25 protein-coding genes are annotated in these 25,758 nt (G+C 72.7%); 14 read left to right on the top strand and 11 right to left on the bottom strand.

Annotated features, from left to right (window positions below):
* The 4 genes from efeB to V7793_RS08750 all read left to right on the top strand — a co-directional run.
* Nucleotides 1-1,115: iron uptake transporter deferrochelatase/peroxidase subunit (gene efeB, locus V7793_RS08765; protein WP_336003943.1), on the top strand; the 1,115-nt coding region annotated here is incomplete at its 5' end.
* Nucleotides 1,116-1,256: 141 nt separating this feature from the next.
* Complete coding sequence (gene pheA, locus V7793_RS08760; RefSeq protein ID WP_058045387.1) at nucleotides 1,257-2,192, top strand: prephenate dehydratase; 936 nt, start codon at nucleotides 1,257-1,259, stop codon at nucleotides 2,190-2,192.
* Nucleotides 2,193-2,861: 669 nt separating this feature from the next.
* Nucleotides 2,862-4,139: a serine--tRNA ligase gene (gene serS / locus V7793_RS08755; RefSeq protein ID WP_336003939.1), complete on the top strand. Its 1,278-nt coding sequence runs from the start codon at nucleotides 2,862-2,864 to the stop codon at nucleotides 4,137-4,139.
* Complete coding sequence (locus V7793_RS08750) at nucleotides 4,136-4,954, top strand: HAD family hydrolase (RefSeq protein WP_336003936.1); 819 nt, start codon at nucleotides 4,136-4,138, stop codon at nucleotides 4,952-4,954. Before serS ends, V7793_RS08750 begins: the two co-directional genes overlap by 4 nt.
* Here the strand turns inward: V7793_RS08750 and V7793_RS08745 are convergent.
* The gene (locus tag V7793_RS08745) at nucleotides 4,926-5,621 is read right to left on the bottom strand and encodes a rhomboid-like protein (protein ID WP_336003950.1); all 696 of its coding nucleotides are present in this window, start codon (nucleotides 5,619-5,621) and stop codon (nucleotides 4,926-4,928) included. The genes V7793_RS08750 and V7793_RS08745 overlap by 29 nt on opposite strands.
* Nucleotides 5,622-5,803: 182 nt before the next feature.
* Between V7793_RS08745 and V7793_RS08740 the strand changes: the two genes are divergently transcribed.
* From V7793_RS08740 to V7793_RS08730, 3 genes are all read left to right on the top strand, one after another.
* Nucleotides 5,804-6,514 (top strand): FadR/GntR family transcriptional regulator, encoded by a 711-nt coding sequence (locus V7793_RS08740; RefSeq protein WP_336003934.1) that lies wholly within the window; start codon nucleotides 5,804-5,806, stop codon nucleotides 6,512-6,514.
* Nucleotides 6,515-6,564: 50 nt separating this feature from the next.
* Entirely contained in the window at nucleotides 6,565-7,839 is a 1,275-nt protein-coding gene (locus V7793_RS08735) for a CynX/NimT family MFS transporter (RefSeq protein ID WP_336003932.1), read from the top strand.
* Nucleotides 7,840-7,901: 62 nt separating this feature from the next.
* Complete coding sequence (locus tag V7793_RS08730) at nucleotides 7,902-8,849, top strand: aminoglycoside phosphotransferase family protein (RefSeq protein WP_336003930.1); 948 nt, start codon at nucleotides 7,902-7,904, stop codon at nucleotides 8,847-8,849.
* Between the two features lie 40 nt (nucleotides 8,850-8,889).
* Here V7793_RS08730 and V7793_RS08725 read toward each other — a convergent pair whose 3' ends face one another.
* From V7793_RS08725 to V7793_RS08710, 4 genes are read right to left on the bottom strand one after another with little or no spacing between them, the layout of a single operon-like run.
* Nucleotides 8,890-9,609: an ABC transporter permease gene (locus V7793_RS08725; RefSeq protein ID WP_336003928.1), complete on the bottom strand. Its 720-nt coding sequence runs from the start codon at nucleotides 9,607-9,609 to the stop codon at nucleotides 8,890-8,892.
* Nucleotides 9,610-9,624: 15 nt separating this feature from the next.
* Nucleotides 9,625-10,536: an ABC transporter ATP-binding protein gene (locus tag V7793_RS08720; RefSeq protein ID WP_336003927.1), complete on the bottom strand. Its 912-nt coding sequence runs from the start codon at nucleotides 10,534-10,536 to the stop codon at nucleotides 9,625-9,627.
* Complete coding sequence (locus V7793_RS08715) at nucleotides 10,533-11,432, bottom strand: ABC transporter permease subunit (protein ID WP_336003925.1); 900 nt, start codon at nucleotides 11,430-11,432, stop codon at nucleotides 10,533-10,535. The genes V7793_RS08720 and V7793_RS08715 overlap by 4 nt, the downstream gene beginning before the upstream one ends.
* Nucleotides 11,422-12,396, bottom strand: a complete 975-nt coding sequence (locus V7793_RS08710; protein ID WP_336003923.1) for an ABC transporter ATP-binding protein — start codon at nucleotides 12,394-12,396, stop codon at nucleotides 11,422-11,424. Before V7793_RS08710 ends, V7793_RS08715 begins: the two co-directional genes overlap by 11 nt.
* A gap of 276 nt (nucleotides 12,397-12,672) precedes the next feature.
* Between V7793_RS08710 and V7793_RS08705 the strand changes: the two genes are divergently transcribed.
* The 4 genes from V7793_RS08705 to V7793_RS08690 are packed head-to-tail and all read left to right on the top strand — an operon-like array spanning nucleotide 12,673 to nucleotide 17,290.
* Nucleotides 12,673-13,521 (top strand): M24 family metallopeptidase, encoded by an 849-nt coding sequence (locus V7793_RS08705; RefSeq protein ID WP_336003921.1) that lies wholly within the window; start codon nucleotides 12,673-12,675, stop codon nucleotides 13,519-13,521.
* The gene (locus V7793_RS08700; protein ID WP_336003919.1) at nucleotides 13,518-15,302 is read left to right on the top strand and encodes an SDR family oxidoreductase; all 1,785 of its coding nucleotides are present in this window, start codon (nucleotides 13,518-13,520) and stop codon (nucleotides 15,300-15,302) included. The genes V7793_RS08705 and V7793_RS08700 overlap by 4 nt, the downstream gene beginning before the upstream one ends.
* Before the next feature lie 20 nt (nucleotides 15,303-15,322).
* On the top strand, nucleotides 15,323-16,237 hold the full coding sequence (locus tag V7793_RS08695; RefSeq protein WP_336003916.1) for a metal-dependent hydrolase: 915 nt from the start codon (nucleotides 15,323-15,325) through the stop codon (nucleotides 16,235-16,237).
* A gap of 12 nt (nucleotides 16,238-16,249) precedes the next feature.
* A complete protein-coding gene (locus V7793_RS08690; protein WP_336003913.1) occupies nucleotides 16,250-17,290 on the top strand; it encodes a MerR family transcriptional regulator in 1,041 nt (346 codons plus the stop codon).
* 95 nt (nucleotides 17,291-17,385) lie between these two features.
* Here V7793_RS08690 and V7793_RS08685 read toward each other — a convergent pair whose 3' ends face one another.
* On the bottom strand, nucleotides 17,386-17,943 hold the full coding sequence (locus V7793_RS08685) for a hypothetical protein (RefSeq protein ID WP_336003910.1): 558 nt from the start codon (nucleotides 17,941-17,943) through the stop codon (nucleotides 17,386-17,388).
* A gap of 114 nt (nucleotides 17,944-18,057) precedes the next feature.
* Between V7793_RS08685 and V7793_RS08680 the strand changes: the two genes are divergently transcribed.
* Nucleotides 18,058-18,585, top strand: coding sequence for a PadR family transcriptional regulator (locus V7793_RS08680; RefSeq protein WP_336003907.1), 528 nt, complete (start codon nucleotides 18,058-18,060; stop codon nucleotides 18,583-18,585).
* Nucleotides 18,585-19,127 (top strand): RNA 2'-phosphotransferase, encoded by a 543-nt coding sequence (locus tag V7793_RS08675; RefSeq protein ID WP_336003905.1) that lies wholly within the window; start codon nucleotides 18,585-18,587, stop codon nucleotides 19,125-19,127. The genes V7793_RS08680 and V7793_RS08675 overlap by 1 nt, the downstream gene beginning before the upstream one ends.
* A gap of 66 nt (nucleotides 19,128-19,193) precedes the next feature.
* Here V7793_RS08675 and pspAB read toward each other — a convergent pair whose 3' ends face one another.
* From pspAB to V7793_RS08660, 3 genes are all read right to left on the bottom strand, one after another.
* A complete protein-coding gene (gene pspAB, locus V7793_RS08670) occupies nucleotides 19,194-19,778 on the bottom strand; it encodes a PspA-associated protein PspAB (protein ID WP_336003902.1) in 585 nt (194 codons plus the stop codon).
* A 40-nt stretch (nucleotides 19,779-19,818) separates the two neighbouring features.
* Nucleotides 19,819-20,748, bottom strand: a complete 930-nt coding sequence (gene htpX / locus V7793_RS08665) for a zinc metalloprotease HtpX (RefSeq protein WP_336003900.1) — start codon at nucleotides 20,746-20,748, stop codon at nucleotides 19,819-19,821.
* Nucleotides 20,749-20,851: 103 nt separating this feature from the next.
* A complete protein-coding gene (locus tag V7793_RS08660; RefSeq protein WP_336003898.1) occupies nucleotides 20,852-21,754 on the bottom strand; it encodes an LLM class flavin-dependent oxidoreductase in 903 nt (300 codons plus the stop codon).
* Nucleotides 21,755-21,868: 114 nt separating this feature from the next.
* On the opposite strand from V7793_RS08660, the gene V7793_RS08655 reads away from it, so the two are divergent.
* The gene (locus V7793_RS08655; protein ID WP_336003896.1) at nucleotides 21,869-22,789 is read left to right on the top strand and encodes a Cof-type HAD-IIB family hydrolase; all 921 of its coding nucleotides are present in this window, start codon (nucleotides 21,869-21,871) and stop codon (nucleotides 22,787-22,789) included.
* Between the two features lie 40 nt (nucleotides 22,790-22,829).
* Here the strand turns inward: V7793_RS08655 and V7793_RS08650 are convergent, their stop codons facing one another.
* Together V7793_RS08650 and V7793_RS08645 are read right to left on the bottom strand one after the other, a co-directional pair.
* Nucleotides 22,830-23,966: a M23 family metallopeptidase gene (locus V7793_RS08650; RefSeq protein ID WP_336003895.1), complete on the bottom strand. Its 1,137-nt coding sequence runs from the start codon at nucleotides 23,964-23,966 to the stop codon at nucleotides 22,830-22,832.
* A 99-nt stretch (nucleotides 23,967-24,065) separates the two neighbouring features.
* A complete protein-coding gene (locus tag V7793_RS08645) occupies nucleotides 24,066-25,754 on the bottom strand; it encodes a sensor histidine kinase (RefSeq protein WP_336003949.1) in 1,689 nt (562 codons plus the stop codon).
* Nucleotides 25,755-25,758 lie beyond the last annotated feature (4 nt).

Raw genomic sequence — 25,758 nt, 5'->3', positions numbered from 1 at the left:
CGGCCCCGCTGAACGGCGTCGGCTCCGCGAGCAGACCCTTCCACGGCGCCCACCAGGCCGGGATCGCCGATCCCGCGCAGACGTGCGGCCACATGGCCGCCTTCGACCTCGCGCCGGGCGCCGACCGCAAGGCCGCGGCCGCGCTGCTGCGGCGGTGGTCGGCGACCGCTGCCGACCTCATGGCCGGGCGGACTCCCAAGGGCGACGACTCCGGGGTCGCGCTCGACGCGGGCCCCTGCTCGCTGACCGTCACCTTCGGCTTCGGCCGGACGTTCTTCGACCGGACCGGGCTCGCCGCGAAGCGGCCCGCCGCCCTGGAGCCGCTGCCCGCCTTCACCGCCGACGCGCTCGACCCCAAGCGCAGCGAAGGCGACCTGTGGGTGCAGATCGGCGCCGACGACGCGCTCGTCGCCTTCCACGCGCTGCGGCTGCTCCAGCAGCAGGCCGGGAGCGCGGCGCGGCTGCGCTGGCAGATGAACGGCTTCAACCGGACGCCGGGGGCCACGGCGCAGCCGATGACCGCCCGGAACCTGATGGGCCAGGTCGACGGCACCAACAACCCCAAGCCGTCGGACCCCCGCTTCGCGGGCCACGTCTACGTGCCGGAGGACCGCGGCGGCGCGGACGCCTGGATGGCGGGCGGCTCGTACGCGGTGGTGCGGCGCATCCGCATGCTCCTCGACAGCTGGGACAACCTCTCCCTGGAGCGCCAGGAGAAGGTGATCGGCCGCCGCAAGTCGGACGGGGCACCGCTGTCCGGCGGCACGGAGACGACGCCCGTGGACCTCAACAAGTTCCGCGAGGACGGGTCGCTGGCGATCGCGGGCGATGCGCACATCCGCGTCGCGTCGCCGGCGTCCAACCGGGGCGCGACGATGCTGCGGCGGGCGTTCTCCTACCATGACGGCTTCCTCGATGACGGGGCTCCGGATGCGGGCCTGCTGTTCGTCGCCTGGCAGGCGGACCCGCTGAAGGGTTTCGTGCCGGTGCAGCGGAAGCTGGACCGCGGTGACGGCCTCTCCCGCTTCCTGCGGCACGAGTCGAGCGGCCTCTACGCGGTGCCGGGCGGCTGTGCGCCGGGCGAGTACGTGGGGCAGCGGCTGCTGGAAGGCTAGGGGCCGGAAGACTGAGGGCCGCGGGGCCCGGCCGCGCTCCTCGCCGGAGGGGACGGACCGGGCCGGCGCTCAGCGCGCGGGGCCCGCCACAGGGGCGCTCGGTATCGTGGCGAGCCCCCAGACGATCGAGGAGCCAGCGTGATGTCGGCCAGCCGCTACACCTATCTCGGCCCCGAGGGCACGTTCACCGAGGCCGCGCTGCGGACGCTGCCGGAGGCGGCGACGCGGGAGCTGGTGCCGATGGTGTCCGTGCCGGCGGCGCTGGACGCCGTGCGGAACGGCGAGGCGGCGGCCGCGCTCGTGCCCATCGAGAACTCGGTGGAGGGCGGCGTCACCGCGACGCTCGACCAGCTCGCCACCGGCGCCCCGCTGATGATCTATCGCGAGGTGCTGCTGCAGATCACCTTCGCGCTGCTCGTGCGCCCGGGGACCGGGCTGGCGGACATCAAGACGGTGACCGGCCACCCCGTGGCGCAGCCGCAGGTGCGCAAGTGGCTCGCCGCGCATCTGCCGGACGCGCTCTGGGAGTCGGCGGCCTCCAACGCGGACGGTGCGCGCCTGGTGCAGGAGGGGCGCTTCGACGCCGCCTTCGCCGGGGAGTTCGCGGCGGCCACGTACGGGCTGGAGCCGCTGGTCACCGACATCCACGACGCGCAGAACGCGCAGACCCGGTTCGTGCTCGTGGGCCGCCCGGCGCGGCCCGCGGCGCGGACGGGCGCGGACAAGACCTCCGTCGTGGTGTGGCTGCGCGACGACCACCCCGGCGCCCTGCTGGAGCTGCTGCAGGAGTTCGCGACGCGCGGGGTGAACCTGATGCTCATCCAGTCCCGCCCGACGGGCGAGGGCATCGGCAACTACTGCTTCGCGATCGACGCGGAGGGGCACATCACCGACCGGCGCGTGGGCGAGGCGCTGATGGGGCTGAAGCGGATCTGCCCGCAGGTGCGCTTCCTCGGCTCGTATCCCCGGGCGGGCGTGGATCCGGCGGAGGTGGGCCCGGCGCGCTACGGCACGTCGGACGAGGAGTTCGTGACGGCGGCGGACTGGCTGGTGCGCTGCCAGGACGGCCGGGCCTGAGCCGGCCGCACCCGGGCCGGCCGCGCGTAAGCGGGAGTCGTTGGTGTCCACGTCTCGACGGTAGCCGTCGGCGCGGACATCCCCAGAGTTATCCACAGGGGGTTCTCGACCTGGGGATAAGTCGACAGATCGAGGCTCCTGCACCGCTCCGGGAATCGGTCAAGGTCGACAAATCGCTCTAGCCATTGGACCGTCATCCACAGCACCTAGGTTCGCCCGATCGGGCTGCCCGCAGCACACTCGTCAGCGGAATGTCTGCGAATAACCCTTTGGAGCGAGGCAATACCACCCGAATGAGTGGCCAAGCGAGGTTTGACCAAGGAATACACGGCGCAGGACAGAAGCGGACGGAACGTTCGATTCCGGCGTCCACAGATTTCACGCACAGCCTGTGGACAAAGAAAGCGGAGGGGCGCCTTCCTGTGGACAAGGAGCGGCCCAACTCCCGCCGTCCGCAAGCGGATCGGCCGCTCGGGCCACCGCTATGCCCCCTTTTCGGCAAAAGCGCGGCCATTCCCCGGCCGTCCGCTCCGACGACTTTTCAGCACCTTCCCGATCACCCGCGGCTCTGATTATTCACAGCCTTTTCCAAGTGTCCAAAATGGGGCAAAACACCACCAAGAGGAATATGCCGTCGAGTGATCGCGTCCGCAACGGTAGCCTGGAGGGGTGATTGACCTTCGCCTGCTTCGTGAGGACCCCGACCGTGTGCGCGCCTCCCAGCGCGCCCGTGGAGAGGATGTCGACGTCGTCGACGCACTGCTCTCCGCCGACGAACGGCGCAGGTCGTCCAGCGTCCGCTTCGACGAACTCCGCTCCGAGCAGAAGGCGCTCGGCAAGCTCATCCCCAAGGCCGCCGGCGACGAGAAGGCCGCGCTGCTGAAGAAGGCCGGCGAGCTGTCCGCCGCCGTCAAGGCCGCCGACGCCGAGCAGGACGAGGCCGCCGCCGAGGCGCAGCGCCTGCTGCTGCAGATCGGCAATCTGGTCCACCCCGACGTGCCGCGCGGCGGCGAGGACGACTTCGTCGTCCTGGACACCGTCGGCGCCCCGCGCGACTTCGCCGCCGAGGGCTTCGAACCCAAGGACCACCTGGAGCTCGGCCAGCTGCTCGGCGCGATCGACGTCGAGCGCGGTGCCAAGGTCTCCGGCTCGCGCTTCTACTACCTGACGGGCGTCGGCGCCCTGCTGGAGCTCGCGCTCGTCAACGCCGCCATCGCCCAGGCCACGGCGGCCGGCTTCACCCCGATGCTGACGCCCGCCCTGGTCAAGCCGCGCGCCATGGAGGGCACGGGCTTCCTCGGCCAGGCCGCGCAGGACGTCTACCACCTGGAGAAGGACGACTTCTACCTGGTGGGCACGTCCGAGGTGCCGCTCGCGGCGTACCACATGGACGAGATCGTCGAGGCCTCGCAGCTCCCGCTGCGCTACGCCGGCTTCTCGCCGTGCTTCCGCCGCGAGGCCGGCACGTACGGCAAGGACACCCGCGGCATCTTCCGCGTCCACCAGTTCGACAAGGTCGAGATGTTCTCGTACGTCGCGCCGGAGGACGCCGAGGCCGAGCACGCGCGCCTGCTGGAGTGGGAGAAGCAGTGGCTGAACAGCCTCGAGCTGCCCTACCAGGTGATCGACGTCGCCACGGGTGACCTGGGCGCGTCCGCCTCGCGCAAGTTCGACTGCGAGGCGTGGATCCCGACCCAGGGCAAGTACCGCGAGCTGACCTCGACTTCCAACTGCAACGAGTTCCAGTCGCGGCGGCTGTCCATCCGCCTGCGCGACGGCAAGGCCGTCAAGCCGCTGGCCACCCTCAACGGCACGCTGTGCGCGGTGCCGCGCACGATCGTGGCGCTGCTGGAGAACCACCAGCAGGCCGACGGCTCGGTGCGCGTGCCCGAGGTGCTCCGTCCGTACCTGGGCGGGCGCGAGGTGCTGGAGCCCGTCGCCAAGTGAGTGACGGCCCCGCCTCCCCGCTGCCCTACCGTCTCGTCGCAACCGACCTCGACGGCACCCTGCTGCGCTCCGACGAGACCGTCTCGGAGCGCACCCGGTCCGCCCTGAAGCTGGCCACGGAGGCGGGTGCCGCGCACATCGTCGTGACCGGCCGGGCCGTCCCGTGGACGCGCCACATCCTTCAGGAGCTGGACTACCAGGGCCTGGCGGTGTGTGGGCAGGGCGCGCAGGTCTACCACGCGGGCGAGCACCGGCTGCTGACGTCGGTGACGCTGGACCGGCGGCTCGCCGGTCTGGCCATCGCCAAGATCGAGGCCGAGACCGGCCCGCTGCACCTCGCCGCGGGCCGCGACGGCCTCGACGGCGAGGTGCTCGTCACCCCCGGCTACCGCATCCAGGAAGGCCCCCTGCCGGCCGTCCCGGCCCACGACCGGGACGAGCTCCTGGCCGAGCCGCTCAACAAGCTCTACCTGCAGCACCCGGAGCTCGGCGACGACGCCCTGGCCGAGGCCGCGCGGGCGGCGGCGGGCGACCTGGTCGGCGTGACGATGGCGGGCGCGGGCATCGTCGAGCTGCTGCCGCTGGGGCTGAGCAAGGCCACCGGTCTGTCCCTGGCCGCGCGCCGGCTCGGGATGAAGCCTGCCGACACGATCGCCTTCGGCGACATGCCCAACGACATACCGATGTTCGGCTGGGCGGCCCACGGCGTGGCCATGGCCAACGCCCATCCGGAGCTGCGGGCCGTCGCCGACGAGGTCACCGGGTCGAACGAGGACGACGGGATCGCTACGGTCCTGGAGCGTCTCTTCGGCTGACCGGGCCCGGCCTGACGGCCGCGGCCGCCCGGCGCAGGGCTTCGGGCACGCGCGCGAAGTCCCATGCCGGGCGGCCGTGCGTGAACTGCCGGAAGCCCAGCCCGATGGCTGCGGCTATCGCGTGCCCCACGTCGGTGAAAGTGCCGCCCGTGGCCGGCGGGATGCCGAAGAAGAGCACCACTCCGGCGAGGTAGAGCCACCGCCACGGCCGCGGCATCCGGTAGGTGAGGATCCCGGCGGAGGCCGCGAGCCCGTACGAGACGCCTATGTCGACGACTCTCCTCATCGACCGCGGCAGCGAGTGGTCCTCTATCGACATCAGCACGATCTCCTGGCTGATGAGCGTCGCCGCGATGTGCGCGAAGCCGACGGTGAAGAGCCACCGGGCGGTGCCGGTCCAGCGCTCCACGTTCGCGTGCAGCGCCTCGAAGAGCGCGGCGTAGAGCAGGAACGACGAGGGGTTCTCGATCCAGAACCCGCTGATCAGCAGCGACTGCCACGGGTGCTCGGTGAGCTGCTGGATGTTGCTGCTGGTGCGGTGCAGCAGGAACGTCTCCAGGTCCTGGCTCGCAGCGGCGATGACGAGGCTGGTGATGCCGATGACGAGCAGCCATATGTGCGTCCCCGGCGAGGAGCGGATCCAGGAACGGATCCCGGAGCGGGCCAGGGAAGCGGCGCGGGCGGCGACGGCCGGCCACCGGCCGGGCGTGCCGGAGCCGCGGCGCCCTTTCCGTCCACGCACCTTTCGACGGTAGCCGTCCGGCACCCTGGGCGCCTCGTGCGCGCAGTTGTAGGATGACTGGGCAATCGGGTGAATCATGTGCGGCCGAGGCCGGGACCGGAGGACGAATGGCACTGCGGGCAGCGGGACGGCAGTCCCTCGTGGACACCGTCGTGGATCAGTTGCGCGCCCAGGTCGCGGCCGGCGAGTGGAAGATCGGCAGCCGCATCCCGACCGAGCACGCGCTCGCCGAGCAGCTCCAGGTCGGCCGCAACACGGTCCGCGAGGCCGTCCGCGTCCTCGTGCACGCCGGAATGCTGCGCTCGCGGCAGGGCGAAGGCACGTTCGTGGTCTCCATGGCCGACCCGGCCGAGATCATGCGCGGCGTGCAGCGCGCCGGGGTGCGTGACGTACTGGAGCTGCGCATCGCGCTGGAGGCCGAGGCCGCGCGTCTCGCGGCCGTGCGCCACGAGGCCGCCGACCTCGCCCGGATGAAGGCCGCCCTGGACGCCCAGACGGCGTTCGAGGACCCCGAGGGCCAGCCCGACTCCGGCAACCTGGAGCTCTACGCCGACCACGACGTCGAGTTCCACCGCGCCGTCGTGGAGGCCGCGCACAACAGCGCCCTGACCGCGACCTACGCCTGGTTCAGCAGCTCCGTGCGCGAGGCGCTGGTCACCGCGCTCGGCGACCGCGACATGCCGCGCATCATCCACGGCGACCACCACGCCCTCATGGACGCCATCGCCTCCGGCGACCCCGAGGCCGCCGCGCGGGCCGCCCGGGCCCTCCTGGAGCGCCCGAAACAGGCCGTGGAGAGCCTCCTCGCCGAGAGCTGACCCGCACCACCCCTCGCTACCCCACCGCACGTCCCTGGAAAGGCACCCCCATGTCGGAAACGAGGCCGGACACACTCGACCCCCTGATAGACGCGGAAGAGAACACGGCCCCCACGCCCCCGGTGGCCGCCGCGCGCCGCACCCTGCGCGCCCACCCCGCGCTCGTCATGACCGGCATCGTCCTCGCCTCGCTCAACATGCGGGCCGCGCTCGCCGGCGTCTCGCCCCTCATCGGCGAGATCGGTGACCACTTCCACCTGGCGGCCGCGGCGAGCAGCCTCGTCACCACCATCCCGCTGGTCTTCATGGGCCTGGGCTCGATCGTCGCCCCGAAGCTCGCCCGGCGCTGGGGCACGGAGACCGTCCTGTGCGGTGCCCTCCTGCTGCTGTGCGGCGGCATCCTGCTGCGCATCGCGCCCCCGGTCGTCGCCCTCTTCGTCGGCTGCGCGCTCGTCGGCACGGCGATCGCCCTCCTCAACGTGCTGATGCCCGGCCTGGTGAAGCGGGACTTCCCCGACCGGGCCGCGAGCATGACCGCCCTGTACTCGACCACGCTGATCCTCGGCGCCACCGGTTCGGCCGCCCTGTCCGTGCCCCTGGAGAACGCCCTGGGCGGCTGGCAGGGCTCCCTGGCCTCCTGGTCGCTGCTCGCGGCCGTGGCGGCCGTCGTGTGGGTCCCGCAGGCCGTCCTCGCACGGCGCGGCACCCGGCACGGCAGTGCGGCCGCCACGCCCGTGCAGACGGCGCAGAGCGGGCCGAAGCTGACCCGGTCGCCCATCGCCTGGCAGGTCACGCTGATGATGGGCACCCAGTCGCTGATCGCCTACGTGTGCATCGCCTGGATGCCCACGGTGTTCACCGACGGGGGCATGAGCAAGAACGAGGCCGGCATGGTCTACGCCTTCTACACGCTGGTGCAGATGGCCGGTTCGTTCGTCGTGCCCATGGTCGCCGGCCGGATGCGCGACCAGCGCCTGCTGGGCGCCGGGGTCGTCGTCCTCATGGCCGCCGGGGTCACCGGCCTGCTGACCGCTCCCGTGGCGGGCGCGTGGGTCTGGGCGACGCTGATGGGCGTCGCCCAGGGCGGTCTCCTCGGCCTCGCCCTGACGCTGATGGTGCTGCGCACGCGCGACGCCCACACCGCGTCCCGCCTGTCGGGCATGGCGCAGACGTGGGGTTACCTGCTCGCCTCCGTCGGCCCGTTCGCGATCGGTGCGGTCCACCAGGCGACCGACAGCTGGACGCTTCCCGTCTCCCTGCTGCTCGTCGCCTGCGCGGCACTGCTGCTTCTCGCCATGGGCGCCGGGCGCGATCGGAAGATCTGAGACGTTGGGTGGACAGGAGGCCCTCCGGGGCCTCCCCACCCGTCGTGAGGAGACCGTCGCCCATGCACGCCGCTCACCACATCACCGTCCCGGCGGAACTCGCCGGGTTCCACGAGGATTTCGACGGGGAGGCCGGCCGCTCCTGGGTCGCCGCCCTGCCGGAGCTCGCGGCCCGCTTCCTCAACCGCTGGGGCCTGCGGATCGACGGGCCGGCCTCGCACGGCATGGTCGCCCTCGTCCTGCCCGTGCTGCGGGAGGACGGCACCCCGGCGGCGCTCAAGCTCCAGCCGGTCACCGACGAGAGCGCCGGGGAGCCGGCCGCCCTGGGTGCCTGGAACGGTGACGGGGCGGTCGCACTCCTCGACCACGACGCCGCGACCGGCACGATGCTGCTGGAACGGTTGGACGCCCATCGTTCACTCTTGTCCATACCGGATGCCGAAGCCTCACTGCAGACGCTCGCCGAACTGCTGGGGCGGCTCCTGAAGGCTCCCGCGCCCGCCGGGCTGCGCTCCCTCGGGGACGTCGCCGGGGCGATGCTGAAGGACGTCCCCACGGCGCTGCCGGAGCTGCGCGACCCCTCGGAGCGCCGGCTGGTCGAGATGTGCGCCGAGGCCGTCCGGGAGGTCGTCGGCGAGCCGGGCGGCCTGCTGCTGCACTGGGACCTCCACTACGCCAACGTCCTCGCCCCCGTGCCGGGCTCCGCGCGCGAGCCGTGGCTCGCCATCGACCCCAAGCCGCTCGTGGGCGACGCCGGCTTCGAACTGCTGCCCGCCCTGCACGACCGGTGGGACGACATCACCGCGACCGGTGACGTACGGCGGGCGGTGCTGCGCCGCTTCGACCTGATGACCGACGTCCTGGGGCTGGACCGGCGGCGGGCGGCGCGCTGGACGCTGGGCAGGGTGCTGCAGAACGCCCTGTGGGACGTCGAGGACGGCGAGGACGCACTCGCGCCCGAGCAGGTGGAGATCGCCCGGGCGCTGCAGCGTCATGCCGTACGGGATTGAGGCTCGGGTGCCGGCGGAGTGAGCCTCAGGGGGATGAGGCTCACTCCTCCCCGGCGAGCGTCAGGGAGCGCAGCTTCTGGCCCGCGAACCACGTCGCCGCCACCGTCACGCCGGCGAGCAGGGACAGCGCCAGCGGCAGGCCCACGTCCGAGGAGACGGCGCCCTCCGCCCCGATGCGCTGGGCGAGGGCGAGCGACCACTGCTGGACGCTCAGGGTGCGCGCGCCGGGGACGAGGCTGCCGAAGAGCGACTCCCACACCAGGGCGTAGACCAGGCCCGCCACGACGGCGTGCCGGGTGAGGGTGCCCAGCAGCAGGAACATCGCGCTGTAGGCGATGGAGGCGACGACCGCGGCGACGGCGTAGGCGACCGCGATCTGCTGGCTGTTGCCGTTGAGCACGAAGCCGGCGATGAGCGTGGGAACGGCCGAGAAGACGGCGGTGACGGCGATCGCGACGATCAGCTTGGTGAGGATGATCGTGGGGCGCTTGACCGGCTTGGACAGCAGGTAGACCACGGAGCCGTCGTCGATCTCCGGGCCGATCGCGCCGGTCCCGGCGACGACGCCGATGAGCGGGACCATGGTGGCCAGCGCGAGGCCGCCCAGCACGCTGCCCGCGGTGCCGTCGTCGGCGCCGACGAGGACCCGGACCACGACGGAGACGCCGATCAGGAGGGCGGGCAGCCCGAAGAGGATGAAGGCACGGCGGCGGCCCAGGAGGCCCCGGTAGGTGAGCCGTGCGACGGTGGCGTTGTACATGGCGCTGGGCTCCTTTCAGGCCGCGACGAGGTACGAGAAGACCGATTCCAGGGACTCGTCCGAGGGCGAGACCGTCAGGAGCCGGATGCCGTGCTCCCGGGCGACCCGGGGCAGCAGCGCGGTGAAGCGCCCGAAGTCGACGGCCTGGATGCGCAGGGCGCCTTCCTGGACGTCCACCTCGATGCCCGCCGTCGACGGGTCGGCGATGAGGGCCGCGGCAAGCGCGCGGTCGTCGCTGGAGCGCACGAGATAGCGGTGCGGGCGGTCGGTCATCAGCCGGCGGATCTTGCGGAAGTCGCCGGAGGCGGCGTGCCGGCCCGCGACGACGACCTCGATGTGGGTGGCCAGCTGCTCGACCTCCTCCAGGATGTGCGAGGAGAAGAGCACGGTGCGGCCCTCGGCGCCCATCCTGCGCAGGAGCTCCATCAGCTGCATGCGCTGGCGCGGGTCCATGCCGTTGAAGGGCTCGTCCAGCAGCAGTACGGAGGGGTCGTGGACGAGCGCGGAGGCCATCTTCACGCGCTGCCGCATGCCCTTGCTGTACGTGCTGATCGCGCGGTCCTGGGCGTACTCCATCTCGACGGTGGCGAGCGCCCGCTGCGCCTCGGAGGCGCCCAGTCCGTGCAGTTCGGCGTTGGCGCGGACGAACTCCAGGCCGGTGAGGAAGTCGTACATCGCCTCGCGCTCGGGGACGATGCCGATGTGGCGGTAGATCTGCTCGTTGCGCCAGATGGGTGCGCCGTCGAGGGTGACGGTGCCGGTGGAGGGGGCGAGGAAGCCGCCCATCATGTTGATGAGGGTGGACTTCCCGGCGCCGTTGGGGCCGAGGAGGCCGGTGACGCCGGGGCCGACGGTCATGGAGACGTCGTTGACGGCGACGACGTTGCCGAACCACCGGGAGACGTTGTCGATGCGGATCGAGGTCACAGCCCGACCTTTCGGTAGCGGCTCATCAGCACCCCGTAGGAGCCGGCGATCAGGGCGGCGAGGACGAGCAGGTAGACGAAGCCCGCCGCGGTGCTCGGCCCGTGGCCGTCGGGGAAGGCGGAGGTCGCGGAGAGGAACGCCGTCTGCACGCCGTCGATGAGGGTGATGGGCGAGAACAGGCCCATCCAGCCGATCGCGTCGGTGTTGTCGCGCTGCAGGGCGATGTTCTGGACGGTGCTCACCACCCCGTAGGAGATGGTCAGGACGGCGATGACGGCGGCGACGCCGAAGCCGCGGCGCGGGGTGAGCGCGGCGACCACCAGGCCGATGCCGGCGAAGAGCAGGGAGAGCAGTGCCACGGAGACCAGTCCTTGGGCGAACCCCTTCGTCTGGTCCGCGAAGTCGAGCTTGGCGAGCAGGGCGCCGACGTAGAGGATCAGCAGGGGCGTCGCAGTGAGGATGAACAGGGCGGAGAACATCGCGGCGAACTTCGCGGTCACGTAGTCGACGCGTTCGATGGGGCGCGAGAAGTACAGGGGCACGGTCCGGAAGCGCAGGTCGCGCGAGACGGACTGCGGGGCCTGTGCCGCGACGTAGAGGCCGATGACGACCTGCATGATGATCGCGTAGCGCGTGTACTCCACCGGCAGCTTGTTGAGCTTGGTGGCGACCGTGACGGCCACCATGATGGCGGCGGGCAGGCACATCACGCCGAACAGGATCATCGGCAGCACCTTGGACTTCGCCGACCGGCCCAGGCCGTACGCGCCGCGCAGGCTCTGCGAGAAGAGCGAGCGGCGGGCGTAGGAGCGGCCGAGGCGGGCACCGGAGTAGTTGCGGTAGCCGATGTTGTGGATGACGTCCTGCGCGGGCGCGGAGGCGGTCTCAGGCGGCATCGGTGCTGCCCCTTTCGTGTGCGCTCTGGAAGACCTCCGCGATGCGGTGGCGGCGCTGCTCCATGCGGATGAGGCCGAGGCCGAGATCGGCGACCGCGTCGCGCACGGTGTCGTAGGTGTCGTCGCCGGTGACGTCCACGAGGAGGACGTGGCCGGACCCGGCCGCCGCGAACTCCCCGGCCTGGCCGACGGGCTGGACGGCGAGGCCGGCCGCGGCGAGCGCGGCGGCGAGGGCCGCCGTGCCGTCCGGGTGGGTGTCGGAGTCGGTGACCTCGACCGCGAGGGAGGCCGTGGCCTGGGTGAAGTCGCTGGTGGAGGAGGAGCGCAGCAGCTTGCCGCCGTCGATGACGACGACGTGGTCGCAGGTGCGCTCCAGCTCGCCCAGCAGGTGTGAGGTGACCAGCACCGAGATGCCGAAGTCGGTGTGGATGCGGCGGATCAGGCCGAGCATCTCGTCGCGGCCCACGGGGTCCAGGCCGTTGGTGGGCTCGTCCAGGAAGACCAGCTGGGGGTCGTGGACGAGGGCCTGGGCCAGCTTGACCCGCTGCTTCATGCCCGTCGAGTAGCCGCCCATGGGGCGGTAGCGCTCCTCGTACAGTCCCACGTGGCGCAGCGTGTCGGCGGTGCGCTCGCGGGCCGCGGTGACGGGCAGGCCCGACATCCGCGCCATGTGGACGACGAACTCGGTGGCCGACACGTCGGGCGGCAGGCAGTCGTGCTCGGGCATGTACCCGACCCGCTCGCGGATGGCGGCGCCCTCGGTCGCGATGTCGAGTCCGAGCACGCTGGCGCGGCCCTCGGTGGCGGGGGACAGCCCGAGCAGGATCTTGATCAGCGTGGACTTGCCGGCTCCGTTGGCGCCCACCAGGCCGGTCACGCCCGGCGTGATGTCGACGGACAGCCGGTCAAGAGCGGTCACCCGGGGGAACCGCTTGCTGAGGCTTTCGGTAGCGATCACAGTCACACCTTCGAAGGTAGTGGCGCGTACCACACCAGGCGTCAGACCAGACGGCTGGTTCCGTGTAGTCCTCGGGTCTGACGTGCCCGTAGGGGAACGGTCCGCAGGGAGGGGTGGGCCGGGTGCGGGGCCCGGTGCGGGGCCGGCGGAGGGTGCGGGGCGGCGAAGAGGTTTTCCACAGGCCGTGCACGACTCTTGACGCAGCCGCCGGTCATTGTCACATTCGTCCGTGTCACGTTACGGACGCGTACCGGAGTCGGCTCACGGGACGGACGAATGGCCATGACCTCAGCAGTGCCTCGGCAACTCGGCAGCGGGTTGCGGGGCTTCAGGGAAGTCCAGCGGCTGGCCTACGACTGCGCGGAGGCGGTGGCCGCACAGCTCGGGCCGGGCGTCACCGAGCGGGAGGCGGCCCGGATGCAGCGGGAGTGGCTGCACCGGCGCGGCGTGCGGGACTGGTTCCACCTGCCCTTCGCCTGGTTCGGGGACCGCACGGCGTTCGCGGGCTTCCGGGTGCCCCTGCAGTTCTTCCCGACCGACCGGCGGCTGGAGCCGGGGATGCCCTTCATCCTCGACATGGCCCCGGTCCACCGCGGCTTCACGGCCGACATCGGCTACTCCGGCTGTCTGGGCCCGAACCCGCTGCACGACCGCCTGATGGACGATCTCGCGGAGCACCGGGAGCTCGTCCTGCGCGAGGTGCGCGAGCGCCGCCCCCTGCGCGGGATATACGAGGACGTGGACCGGCTCATGGTCCGCCAGGGCTACGCCAACCGGCACCGCGCCTATCCGTTCGGGGTGATCGCGCACAAGGTGGGGCGGGTCAGGGAGCGCCGGTGGTCGCCGCATGTGTTCGGGTTCGGCACGCAGGCGCTCAAGGGGCTCGCTTCCGACGCGCTCCGCGGGCACCGGGAGGGCTGGTCCCCGCTGTGGAGCCCGCACCGGTTCTCCGACCACCCTCCCCGGCCGGGCCTGTGGGCGGTCGAGCCCCACCTCGGCTTCCGGGGGACGGGCGCGAAGTTCGAGGAGCTCCTGGTGGTCACCGACTCCCGGGATCCCGAGGAGAGCGCGTTCTGGCTGGACGACGACCTGCCGCACGTGCGGCGCACGCAGGAGGAGAGGGCCGCATGAGCGAGAACGCCGGCAACGGCGCGGGACTCGAGGGCGCACGGGAGCGCCGGATCCGTACGGGCGGGGTCGAGCTGTGCGTGGCGGAGCTGGGCGACGCCTCGCTGCCCACGATGGTGCTCGTGCACGGCTATCCGGACAGCAAGGAGGTCTGGTCCGAGGTCGCCGAGCGGCTGCGCGACCGCTTCCACGTCGTGCTGTACGACGTGCGCGGCCACGGCCGCTCCACCGCGCCGAAGCCGCTGCGCGGGGGCTTCACCCTGGAGAAGCTCACGGACGACTTCCTGGCCGTCGCGGATGCGGTGAGCCCGGACGCCCCGGTGCACCTGGTCGGGCACGACTGGGGGTCGGTGCAGGCGTGGGAGTTCGCCACCGTCGCCCGCACCGAGGGGCGCATCGCCTCCTTCACCTCCATCTCCGGCCCCTCCCTCGACCACCTCGCGATGTGGTTCCGCAAGCGCGCGGCACGGCCCACGCCGCGACGGGTGAGCCAGATGCTCGGCCAGAGCGCCCGGTCCTGGTACGTGTACGCGCTGCACACCCCCGGGCTGCCGGAGGCCGCCTGGCGCGGCCCGCTGGGCAAGCAGTGGCCCAAGCTGATGGCGCGCTTGGAGAAGCTCCCGGCCTCGGGCTATCCGACGCCCTCCCTGCCGTCGGACGCCGCCCACGGCGCCTGGCTCTACCGGGACAACATCCGCGCCCGCCTGCGCCGCCCGCGCACCGACGCCTACGCCCACGCGCCCGTGCAGTTGATCACCCCCACCGGTGACGCCTATCTCTCCGAGCGGGTCTACGACGACCTGGAGCAGTGGGCCCCCGGGCTGGTGCGGCGCAATCTGGCCGCCAAGCACTGGGTGCCGCGCACCCGGCCCGATCAAGTGGCGGCGTGGATCGCCGAGTTCGCGCTGTCCCGGCAAGAGGGCGGGCGGGCGGCGGAGACCGGGCCCGCCGGCCCGTACGCCCGCTGGTTCGCCGGACGGCTGGTGCTGGTCACGGGGGCGGCCAGCGGCATCGGCCGGGCCACCGCGTTCGCGTTCGCCGAGGCGGGCGCCCGGGTCGTCGCCGTCGACCGGGACCCGGAGGGCGCGGCCCGTACGGCCGACATGGCCCGGCTGATCGGCTCCCCCGGTGCCTGGGGCGAGTGCGCCGACGTCTCGGACGAAGCGGCGATGGAGAAGCTCGCCGCGAAGGTCGCCGCCGAGTACGGCGTGGTGGACGTGCTGGTCAACAACGCCGGAATCGGGCTCGCCGGATCCTTCATGGACACCTCGGCCGAGGACTGGCGCAAGGTGCTCGACGTCAACCTGTGGGGCGTCATCCACGGCTGCCGCCTCTTCGGCAAGCAGATGGCCGAGCGCGGCCAGGGCGGCCACATCGTCAACACGGCCTCGGCCGCGGCCTTCCAGCCCTCCAGGGCCCTTCCCGCCTACAGCACGTCCAAGGCGGCGGTGCTGATGCTGAGCGAGTGCCTGCGCGCCGAGCTGGCCGGGCAGGGCATCGGCGTCTCCGCCATCTGCCCCGGCATCGTCAACACCCCCATCACCAGCGCCACGCGCTTCGCCGGGGTCTCCGAAGAGGAGCAGCGGCGCATGCGCACCAAGGCGAGCCGGGCCTACGGCCGCCGCAACTACCCGCCGGAGAAGGTCGCCGAGGCCGTCCTGCGAGCGGTGGTCCGCAACCAGGCGGTCGTGCCGGTCACCCCCGAGGCCCACGGCCTCCACTTCATGTCCCGCTTCGCACCGTGGGTGCAGCGGGCCCTCGCCCGGATCGAGCCGCCGCTGTAGCGGACGGCGGAGGAGCGGAAATGACCGACGGCCACGCGGGCGGGCACACGATAGCCCCCCGCCGCGTCTCCTTCCAGTGGGACACGACACCCCTGCACTGGATACCCGACGAGCCCACCGCCACCCACGTCATCAACGTCCTGCACCTGCTGCTGCCCGCCGGGGAGCGGTGGTTCGTCAAGGTGTTCAAGGAGGCCCTCCCGCTGGTCGGGGACCCGGCACTGCTCAAGGACGTCAAGGGGTTCATGGGCCAGGAGGCCACGCACAGCGTGCAGCACGCGTACGTGCTCGGCCACCTCGCCGCACAGGGTCTGGACACCAGCGCGTACACCCGCCACGTCGACTACCTCTTCGACGTCCTGCTCGGTGAGCGGCCGCCGTTCGGCCTGCCGGTGACGGCACCGGAGTGGCTGCGCTTCCGGCTCTCGCTGATCGCCGCCATCGAGCAGTTCACGGCCGTGCTGGGCAACTGGGTGCTGGAGGCCGAGGGCCTCGACCGGGCCATGCCCGACCCGGTGATGCTGGACCTGCTGCGCTGGCACGGCGCCGAGGAGGTCGAACACCGCGCGGTCGCCTTCGACATGTACGAGCACTGCGGCGGGGACGCCCCCGGGCGCTACGCCCGCCGCGCCCTGGGCATGGCCGTGACGGCGCCCGTGCTGTTCTACCTGTGGGGCTACGGCGCCCGGTTCCTGATACGCAACGACCCCCGGCTCGTGGGACGGATGCGCTATTCGCTGCGCGCGCACAACCGGGCCGTGGCGAAGGGCCTGCTGCCGGGCTGGCGCGAGCTGGGCTCGGCGGTGCCCCGCTACCTCCGGCGGTCGTACCATCCCTCGAAGGAGGGGTCGCTGCGCAGGGCCGTTGACTATCTGGCGACCTCACCCGCGGCACGGACCGCGGCGGGCGCGATAGGCCGCGCGGCCCTCTCGTAAGGAGCGACCCACTTGTCCGAGCATCCCGGGCGACCCGAGCGGCCCCACGAATACCGCATCGAGGACCTCGCCCACCGCAGCGGCGCCACGGTCCGCACGATCCGCGCCTACCAGGACCGCGGGCTGCTGCCCAAGCCGGAGCGGCGCGGGCGCGCCAACGTCTACCGGGACGCGCACCTGGCGCGGCTGCACCAGGTCGCGGGGCTCCTCGACCGGGGCTACACCCTGGCCAGCATCAAAGAGCTGCTGGACGCCTGGGACACCGGCCGCGGCCTGGGCGGGGTCCTCGGGCTGGTCGCCGAGGTGGACGGGCCGTGGACGGACGAGGAGACGGGCCGGATCACCCGCGCGGAGCTCGACGCCCGCTTCGGCGGCGTCCCCGACGACGCCGCCGTGGAGGATGCGGTGCAGCTCGGCGTCCTCGTGCGCGTACCGGGCTCGCCCGAGGAGTTCCTCGTTCCGAGCCCGCAGGAGCTGGCCGTCGCCGCCGAGCTCCACGCCGCGGGGGTGCCCCTGCCCGCCATCACCGGCCACCTGCGCGAACTGCGCACGAGGGTCGAGCACATAGCGGGCCGGTTCCTGGACTTCACCACCGAATACGTCTTCCGGCAGTACCTGGACCACGCGCCCACCGACGAGGAGGCCGCCGAGGCCGCCGCACTGGTGCGCCGCCTGCGCCCCCTGGCCCAGCAGACGGTCGACGCCGAACTGGCCCGCGCCATGCGCGCCATGGCCACGCGCTACCTCCGCGACCACCTGGACGGCGAGGCCGCCATGGGCACCGCCGGCGGGGACGGCGACGCGGCCGGCCCCGCCGGAGGGTCCACAGGCAGCGCGGCCGGGCCGGCCGGCGGTACGGCGAGCGTCGCTGCGACCGCTGCCGGCTCACCGGTGTCCGCCCGGGGAGACGTCAGGCTCCCCGAGGAGACCGTCCGGGCCGTGGCGGCTCTCGTGGGGCCGGGGAACGTCGCCGCTTTCATCGCCGCTGCCGCGGAGCGCGAGGTCCGGGCCCGCACCATGGACGCGCTGGTCACCCGCCCGGAGGACGAATAGACGCCGGCGACAGGCCGGTGATCAGGCCGGTGATCAGGCCCGTGACCGGGACGTTGATCCGCTTCAGCGGTCCGCGAGCCAGTTGCCGAGGGGGTCTACCGGGCTGCCGGGGCGTAGCGGGCGCGGGCGCGCTCGGGGTAGCGGGCGGTGAAGACGGCGGGCAGGGCGAAGCCCGCGACCTGGACCGGGACGGATATCGCGTTGCCGAGTCCGGCGGCGCTCACGGCGGCCAGCGCGACGGCCGTCACGGTGAAGGCGAGGGCCCAGGCGGACGTGATCACGACATTGATGCGGCGGAAGACCGGGGTGTCCCACACCTCGGGCGGCGCCTGCGTCTTGGCGATGCCCGTCGTGAACGGACGGCCGGCGGCCAGCGTGGCCCAGGCGGTGAGCGCGAGCCATCCCAGGGACAGGGCACCGCCGAAGTGCCGCAGCCCGCTGTGCGGGAGGGCGAAGGCCAGGACGGCGAGCGCGACGAAGAAGCAGACCGTACTGACCTCCAGGATCAGCGAATTCCCCGCGGCTCCGGCCTTGCGCTCCTTGACCAGCAGGCCGGCCCCGGCGACGAGCCCGGCCACCGCGCCCCATTGCCAGCCGGCGGAGGAGACGACCGCGAAGGCGATCCACGGAATGAAGCCACGCACATAGTTCACCGAAGTCTCCTCGGGGAGGCCGGGCCGGCCTTCCCGCCGACATTCCAATTGTGACATGTCAAAGATAGAAGCTCCTCACTCGACATGTCAACAGTGGAAGGTAGAGTGGGAGGCATGAGCCTGAGACACGCGATGCTGGGCCTGCTGGCCGACCAGCCCGCCAGCGGGTACGACCTCATGAAGCGGTTCGAGACCTCGCTGAACAACGCCTGGCCCGCGACCCAGAGCCAGGTCTACAGCGAGCTGGGCAAGCTCACGAAGGCCGGCATGCTGGAGGTCGCGGCGGAGGGCCCGCGCGGCCGCAAGGAGTACGCGATCACGGACGAGGGCCGCGCCGAGCTGCACCACTGGCTCACCGAGACCCCGCCCAGCACGGGCCGCCGCAGCGAAGCCCTCCTGCGGGTCTTCTTCCTCAACCACCTCACGCCCGTGGAAGCCACTGCCTACCTCATGGGCGAGGCCGAGCGGGCCGCGGGCCTCCACCAGGCGCTGGAGGAAGTCGAGCGCAATGTCGACTGGGGAGACGACGCGCTGTCCGCGAACGGCCGGCTGGCGCTCGAGTACGGTCTGCGCTTCGCCGCCATGCGCGAGGAATGGGCCCGCTGGGCCGCCGAGGAGCTCGGCAAGGCCCGGAGGCGGTGATGAACTCCCAGCGCGCGACGCGCATCTCGAAGTACCTGGCCAAACACCTGCGGCACGAGCCGGACCGGATCGGCATCACCCTGGACGCCCAGGGGTGGACGCCCGTGGACGCCCTGCTGGCGGCGAGCGCGGCGCACGGCTTCCCCTTCAGCCGGGCCGAGCTGGAAGAGGTCGTCTCCGCCAGCGACAAGCAGCGCTACGCGCTCGACGGCGACCGCATCCGGGCCAACCAGGGTCACTCCGTGCCCGTAGAGCTCGGCCTGCCGGCCACCGAACCGCCGGCCGTGCTCTTCCACGGCACGGTGTCGCGCTCGGTCGCCGCGATCCGGGCCGAGGGGCTGCTCCCCATGGCCCGGCACGCCGTCCACCTGTCCCCCGACCGCGAGACCGCGACGCGCGTGGGCGCCCGGCGCGGCAAGGCGGTCGTGCTGACCGTGGACGCCCAGGGGATGCACCGTGCGGGGCACGTCTTCCGCGTCAGCGAGAACGGCGTGTGGCTGGTCGAGCGCGTACCGGCCGAGTTCCTGCTCTTCCCCGGCTGAACCCTCGCCCCGGGTCGGGGACGCCGACCGCCCGTCCCCGGCCGCCCGGGGGCGGGCCCGTCCCGCTCACAGGCCGGGCGCGCCCCACACGGGGAACCAGCGTGCCAGGTCCTCCTCGACCCGCAGGTCGTCCGCCAGCAGCGCCCGCACCTGCAGTTCCAGGCCGTTGTCCCGCTTGTCCTGCGCCCCCGCCACCGGCGCGAAGGGATAGAACGTGCCGCGCTTGTAGAGGTAGACCAGGGCCAGCGAGCGCCCTCCGGCGTCGCGGAAGCCCATCAGGGAGCAGAGCAGCTGCGGCCCGAACCCGCCGTCCTGGAGCAGCGTGTTCACCGCGTGCAGGTCGTTGACCAGCGCGGCCGTGTCCTCCGGCGGCTGCCGTGCGAGCAGCCAGGTGTAGCCGTACGCGTCCCTGCTGAACTCCACGGGCACTCCGCCGCGCTCTGTGTCGGCGTCCAGCAGGGCCCGTACGTCCTGCTGCAGCTGTACGAAGGCCCCGCCCTCCACGCTCGCGAAGCAGACCGAGCCCAGCCCGGTCGGGGCGAACCCCGCGCCCGCCTGGAGGGTGACCGCGGCGGAGGGCAGGGCGAAGAGCTGGTCGAGGTCGGGGCGGACCGGCTTGCTGCGGCCGAGGATGGCGTCCAGGAAGCCCACGGGCACACGCTCCTTCCGGGCGGGGGCGGCGGTCGGGCTGTCAGGCGCGACCGAGCCGGGCCGAGATCCGGCCGAGCTGATCCAGCCGCTGTTCCAGCGTCGGATGGGAGGAGAGCAGGCGCCCGAAGCTCTCCTTGGAGAAGGCGGGCGCGAAGTAGAAGGCGTTGAAGGGCTCGGCCTGCCGCAGGTCGCGGGTGGGGATCCGGGCCATCTCACCGGTGACCTTGGTCAGGGCGGCGGCCAGGGCGGAGGGCCGGCCGGTCAGCAGGGCGCCTGCGCGGTCGGCCGACAGTTCCCGGTAGCGCGACAGCAGGCGGGTGAGCAGGAAGCTGATCGCGTAGACGACGGCGCTGATCAGCGGGATCAGCACGACCAGGACGGCCGCGTTGCTGTCGCGCTCGCCCACGCGGCGGAAGCCGCCCCACAGGCCGACGCGGGTGATGACCCCGGCCAGGACGCCCAGGAAGGAAGCGATCGTCATGACGGCGACGTCGCGGTGGGCGACGTGGGAGAGCTCGTGGGCGAGGACGCCCTCCAGTTCCTCCGGCTCCAGCCTGCGCAGCAGCCCGGTGGTGGCGCAGACCAGCGAGTTCTTCCGGTTGCGCCCGGTGGCGAAGGCGTTGGGCACATCGCTGTCGGCGATCGCCACGCGCGGCTTCGGCATGTCCGCGAGCGCGCACAGGCGGTCGACGGCGCCGTGCAGCTCGGGCGCCTGCTCGGGGGTGACCTCGCGCGCCCCCATGCTGAAGGCGGCTATCCGGTCGCTGAACCAGAACTGCGCGACGAACAGGCCGCCCGCGAGGAGCAGGATGACCGGCCAGGCTCCCCGCAGGAGCGCCAGCAGCACGCCCACGAAGACCACGTAGAGCAGCCCGATGAAGAACATCGTGCCCACCATGCGGGCCGTGAGCCCCCGGTCGGGGGCGAACCGGGTGCTCGACGAGGAGCGCGAGGAGTGCGAGGAGTGCATGGGGAACCTCCCAGGCCGGCTCTCTGTGGAACGCGCCCCCCGTAGGTGCCTATGCCCCGATTCTCCCTCCCCACCCTCCGTGCCGGAATCCCGGCGAACCGGGTCAGCGCGAGAGCTGTGCGAGCCCGTCGGTCGCGATCTTCTCGAAGACGGCGACGTCCGCCGCGAAGACCGAGTCCGCGACGGGCCAGTGCACCACGATCTCGTCGATGCCGAGCTCCGCGTGCGAGCCTGCGAAGTCGACGAAGGCGTCCAGGGAGTCCAGCGGCCGGTCCGGGCTGAAGCCCGTCAGCATGGTCCTGCCGAGCTCCGAAACGTCCCGGCCCAGCTCGGCACAGGCTGCGCCCAGCCTCTCGATCTGGCCCGCGATCGCCGCCCGGGACTGCTCGGGCGTGCCGGTCTCGGAGAGCTTCGGGTCGCCCGTGGTCACCCACGCCTGCCCGTGACGGGCGGCGAGCCGCAGACCGCGCGGGCCCGTGGCCGCGACCGCGAAGGGCAGCCGGGGGCCCTGGACGCAGCCGGGGATGTTGCGCACCTCGAAGGCGGAGTAGTGCTCGCCCTCGTGCGTGACGACGCCCTCCGTGAGAAGGCGGTCCAGCAGCGGCACGAACTCGCCGAAGCGGTCGGCCCGCTCCCGCGGCGTCCACGGCTCCTGGCCGTCCTTCAGCAGCGCCGTGGCGTCGAAGCCGGAGCCCCCGGCGCCGATGCCGAGCGTGATGCGGCCGCCCGAGATGTCGTCCAGGGAGATGAGCTCCTTGGCCAGCGTGACGGGGTGCCGGAAGTTCGGGGAGGTGACGAGCGTGCCCAGGCGTATCCGGGAAGTGGCGGTGGCGGCGGCGGTCAGCGTGGGGATCGCGCCGAACCACGGCCCGTCGCGGAAGGTCCGCCACGACAGGTGGTCGTAGGTGTAGGCGGCGTGGAAGCCCAGCTCCTCGGCTCGCTGCCAGGCGGCCCGGCCGCCCTCGGACCAGCGGCGGTCGGGAAGGATCACGGTGCTCAGTCGCATGTCACCGAGCCTAAGCGGTGGGACCGGCATGCCCGGGGTGACGACGGGCACACCGGCTTGAAGGCATACGCGGCCTTACGTACACCTGTGCGTCGCATATGCCCGTGGCCCAGAATGGAACCCGTGACTTCAGCTACCGAGCAGCCCGAGACCCCCGCCGCGCAGCGGCCCGCCGCCATGCCCCGGCTGATCGCCACCGACCTGGACGGCACGCTCCTGCGGGACGACAAGACGGTCTCCGAGCGCACCGTGGCGGCGCTCGCCGCGGCCGAAGCGGCGGGCATCGAGGTCTTCTTCGTCACCGGGCGCCCGGCCCGCTGGATGGACGTGGTCAGCGATCACGTGCAGGGCCACGGCCTGGCGATATGCGCCAACGGCGCCGCCGTCGTCGACCTGCGCGACGGCGCCCGCTTCGTCGAGGTCCGCCCGCTGGAGCGCGCCGACGCCCTCGCCGTCGTGCACGCCGTGCGCGCCGCTGCCCCGGGCTCCTCGTTCGCCGTCGAGCGCACCGCCGGCATCCACTACGAGCCCGAGTACCCGCCGTTCTTCCTCGACCCGGGAGCGGTCGTCGCCCCCGCGGAGAAGCTGCTGGCCGAGGACAGCGGGTACACCGAGCCGATCCTCAAGCTGCTGGCCAGCCACCCCGACCTGGCCCCGGACGAATTCCTCGCCATCGCCCGCGAGGCCGCCGGCGCGCACGGATCCTTCACCCGGTCCAGCCCCACCGCCCTGCTGGAGATCAGCGGGCCGGGCGTCAGCAAGGCCAGCACCCTGGCCCGGTGCTGCGCCGAGCGCGGCATCGCCCCGGAGGAGGTCGTGGCCTTCGGCGACATGCCCAACGACCTGGAGATGCTCGACTGGGCCGGCACCGCGTACGCGATGGCCAACGCCCACCCGGAGGTGCTGGCGGTCACCACGCGCCACACCGTCGCCAACACCGAGGACGGCGTCGCGGCCGTCATCGAGCAGATCCTCCGCGCCGGCACCGGCGCCGGCACCGGCACCGGCGCGGACCCCGCCCGGCGTTCGGCCTAGCGGTCCGCACGCCTGCAGTCCGCACGCCCGTGGCGTACGCCTACAGCCGCACGCCACGGGCGTTCAGCCAGGGCACCGGGTCGACCGCCGACCCGAACTCGGGCGATGTGCGGATCTCGAAGTGCAGGTGCGGTCCGGTGGAGTTGCCGGTGGTCCCGGACAGTCCGATCCACTGTCCGGCGCTCACCTGCTGCCCGGGCGTCACGAACGTCGCCGCGAGGTGCGCGTACTGCGAGTACCAGCCGTCGTCGTGCTGCACGACGAGGCTGATGCCGAACGCCCCTCCGCACCCGGACGCGACCACCGTCCCGGCGCCGATCGACCGCACCGGAGTGCCGGAGGGCACCGCGAAGTCCTGACCGCTGTGCGTGCTCGCCCAGTTGGCGCCGACTCCCCCGAAGCCCGCGGTCAGCTGGTACGAGGTGACCGGACGCGTCCAGCGCGCGGGCGCCTGTGCCGCAGCCTGGTCCGCACCCGTTCCCCCGCCGCCGGCGACGGCGCGTCGGAGCGGGACGCAGCGGCCGTTGTCGACCGCCGCCTCCGCCATGGTGTTGAGATCTCTCCGGGCCGCCACCAGGCGGGCCTCGAGCGTGCGCACCTGCTCACGCAGCCGCTCGCTGTCCTTGTCGAGCCCGGGCCGGGAGAGGGCGAGCTCCTCTCCCTCGGCGACCAGCCTCCGGCTCTTGCGGTCGTCCTCGTCCACCATCCGTGCGAGGCGCGCCCGGCGGCGGGCGTCGGGCACCTGCACGGCCATCAGCTCGAGGGGATCCTCGGCAGCCGATTCATCCGGAGGGACGGCGGTGAAGCCGCCGGTGCGGTACTGCTCGCGGGCGGCCGACCCCACGTCCTCCCGCAGCGTGTCCGAGACGACCCTCCGGCCCTCCAGCAGACGGTCTATCTCCCGGGCCCGCTCCCTCTCCTCCTTTGCCGCGCGCAGCGCCTTCTCGTACTGCCTCCGCGTCTCTTCCTTCTCCTGCGCCAGCCGGAGCACCTCGGAGGTGACCCGTGTCGCACGGTCCGGCGCGCGGACCGTCTCGGGAGGGGCGGAGGGGAGTGACGGGAGTGACGGGAAGCCCAGTGCGCACACGGCGCACAGCACGCACATGACGGAGACGACCACGGCGCCGGCCCTCGGCAGCAGGCGCGGTCCGCGTATCGGGCGGTACAGGCGTCGCATGGACGCGATCTTGTCGCGTGTCCTGCCCGGGCGCGCCCGCTGAGGTCCGTTCGGAGGAACACCTGCGGCCGCCCGGGCGATCCGAGGTGAGGCCCTCGTCTAAAGAGGTGCCTCCCACACCACCTTGGTGCCGCCCCCGTCCTCCCCGAGCCCGGGCCCGTACGAGCTGGAGCCGCCCAGCGACTCGGCGCGCTTGGCGAGGTTCTTCAGGCCGCTGCGGCGGCCGCCCTCCGGGATGCCGACCCCGTCGTCCGCGACGGTCAGCCGCACCGCGGGCCTGCCGTCCGGGAGGACGACCGTGGCGTCGACGACCACCTCCATGCGCGACGCCCGGGCGTGCCGGAAGGCGTTCGAGAGCGCCTCCCGCAGCGCCGCGATGAGGTTCTTGCCGGTGAGCTCCCCGACCTTCGCGTCGACGGGGCCGACGAAGCTCGCGGAGGGCTGGAAGCCCAGCGGCACGGCGGCCGTGCCCAGCTCGCGCAGGACGCGCGTACGCAGCCCCGCGGGCGCCTCGGCGGGCCCCTGCTGCAGCGCGAAGATAGCCGTACGGATCTCCTGGATCGTCACGTCCAGCTCGTCGACGGCCTGGCCGACCTTGAGCTTCACGTCGGGCACGACGGCGTTGCGCTGCGCGCTCTCCAGCATCAGCCCGGTGGCGAACAGCCGCTGGATGACCAGGTCGTGCAGGTCGCGGGCGATCCGGTCGCGGTCCTCGAAGACGGCCAGCCGCTCGCGGTCGCGCTGCGCCTCGGCCATCACGAGCGCGAGGGCGGCCTGGGCGGCGAACTGGGCGGCGAGCGTGCGCTCGGCGGGTGTGAACTTGCGGGCGCCGCGCGCCCGCGGCGTCGCGAGCGTCCCCAGCACGCGGTCGCCGCTCTTGAGCGGCAGCAGCATGCTCGGCCCGAAGCGCGGGGCCACTCCCGTGATCATGCGCGGGTCGGTGGCGGAGTCGTCGACGAAGACCGGCTCCCCGGCCAGCAGGTCCGCGACGACCGGGCTGTGCGCCGGCATCACCGTCCCCAGCAGGCCGGCGGGGTCGTCGGCCGAGACGGCCACCATCTCCAGCCCGCCGTCGTCGTCCGGCAGCAGCACGATGCCGGCGGCGGAGTCCGCGAGGCGGCGGGCCTGCTCGGCCACGACGGACAGGGCGTCCTCGGCGTCACCGCGCGACAACAGGGCCGTCGTGACGGCCACGGAGCCGTCGATCCAGCGCATCCGCTGGCGCTCTTCTTCGTGCACGCGCGCGTTGCCGATCGCGATGCCGGCCTCCGTGGCGAGGATCTTCACCATGTTCAGGTCGGCCAGGCTGAACTCGCGGCCGCCGAGCTTCTCGGTGAGGTAGAGGTTGCCGAAGATCTCGGCCCCGACGCGGATGGGCACGCCCAGGAAGGTCCGCATCGGCGGGTGACCGGGCGGGAACCCGGCCGAGCGCGGGTCGGAGGACAGGTCGGTGAGCATCACGGGCGCGGGCTGGTGGATGAGCGCGCCCAGCAGCCCGTGGTGGCCGTCGGGCAGCGCGCCGATGCGCTCGTGCTGCTCCTTGGTCACCCCGTACGTGATGAAGTCGGCCAGCCCCTCGCCGGTGGAGTCGATGATGCCGATGGCGGCGTAGCGGGCGTCGGCGAGCTCGGCGGCGGTCCGGGCGATGCGGTCGAGGGTCGTGTGCAGCTCCAGGCCGGTGCCGACCGAGCGCATCGCCTCCAGCAGCTGCGGCACGCGCGCGGTGAGCTCCGTGGACATGCCCTGGAGGCTGCGGGTGGCCTCCGTGGCGATGGCCAGGGGGTCCATCGGG

Source organism: Streptomyces sp. KLMMK, from assembly GCF_036961605.1.
Taxonomy (GTDB): Bacteria; Actinomycetota; Actinomycetes; order Streptomycetales; family Streptomycetaceae; genus Streptomyces; species Streptomyces telluris.
This window is presented reverse-complemented; position numbering and strand designations above follow the sequence as displayed.

Coding starts and splice junctions, on each gene's coding strand:
- V7793_RS08735 (WP_336003932.1), top strand. CDS start 6,565: ATGTCGGAAACGAGGCCGGACACACTCGACCCCCTGATAGACGCGGAA.
- htpX (WP_336003900.1), bottom strand. CDS start 20,748: ATGCACTCCTCGCACTCCTCGCGCTCCTCGTCGAGCACCCGGTTCGCC.
- V7793_RS08740 (WP_336003934.1), top strand. CDS start 5,804: ATGGCACTGCGGGCAGCGGGACGGCAGTCCCTCGTGGACACCGTCGTG.
- V7793_RS08650 (WP_336003895.1), bottom strand. CDS start 23,966: ATGCGACGCCTGTACCGCCCGATACGCGGACCGCGCCTGCTGCCGAGG.
- V7793_RS08700 (WP_336003919.1), top strand. CDS start 13,518: ATGAGCGAGAACGCCGGCAACGGCGCGGGACTCGAGGGCGCACGGGAG.
- V7793_RS08715 (WP_336003925.1), bottom strand. CDS start 11,432: ATGCCGCCTGAGACCGCCTCCGCGCCCGCGCAGGACGTCATCCACAAC.
- V7793_RS08695 (WP_336003916.1), top strand. CDS start 15,323: ATGACCGACGGCCACGCGGGCGGGCACACGATAGCCCCCCGCCGCGTC.
- V7793_RS08675 (WP_336003905.1), top strand. CDS start 18,585: ATGAACTCCCAGCGCGCGACGCGCATCTCGAAGTACCTGGCCAAACAC.
- pheA (WP_058045387.1), top strand. CDS start 1,257: ATGTCGGCCAGCCGCTACACCTATCTCGGCCCCGAGGGCACGTTCACC.
- V7793_RS08705 (WP_336003921.1), top strand. CDS start 12,673: ATGACCTCAGCAGTGCCTCGGCAACTCGGCAGCGGGTTGCGGGGCTTC.
- V7793_RS08680 (WP_336003907.1), top strand. CDS start 18,058: ATGAGCCTGAGACACGCGATGCTGGGCCTGCTGGCCGACCAGCCCGCC.
- V7793_RS08725 (WP_336003928.1), bottom strand. CDS start 9,609: ATGTACAACGCCACCGTCGCACGGCTCACCTACCGGGGCCTCCTGGGC.
- V7793_RS08645 (WP_336003949.1), bottom strand. CDS start 25,754: ATGGACCCCCTGGCCATCGCCACGGAGGCCACCCGCAGCCTCCAGGGC.
- V7793_RS08660 (WP_336003898.1), bottom strand. CDS start 21,754: ATGCGACTGAGCACCGTGATCCTTCCCGACCGCCGCTGGTCCGAGGGC.
- V7793_RS08655 (WP_336003896.1), top strand. CDS start 21,869: ATGGAACCCGTGACTTCAGCTACCGAGCAGCCCGAGACCCCCGCCGCG.
- V7793_RS08730 (WP_336003930.1), top strand. CDS start 7,902: ATGCACGCCGCTCACCACATCACCGTCCCGGCGGAACTCGCCGGGTTC.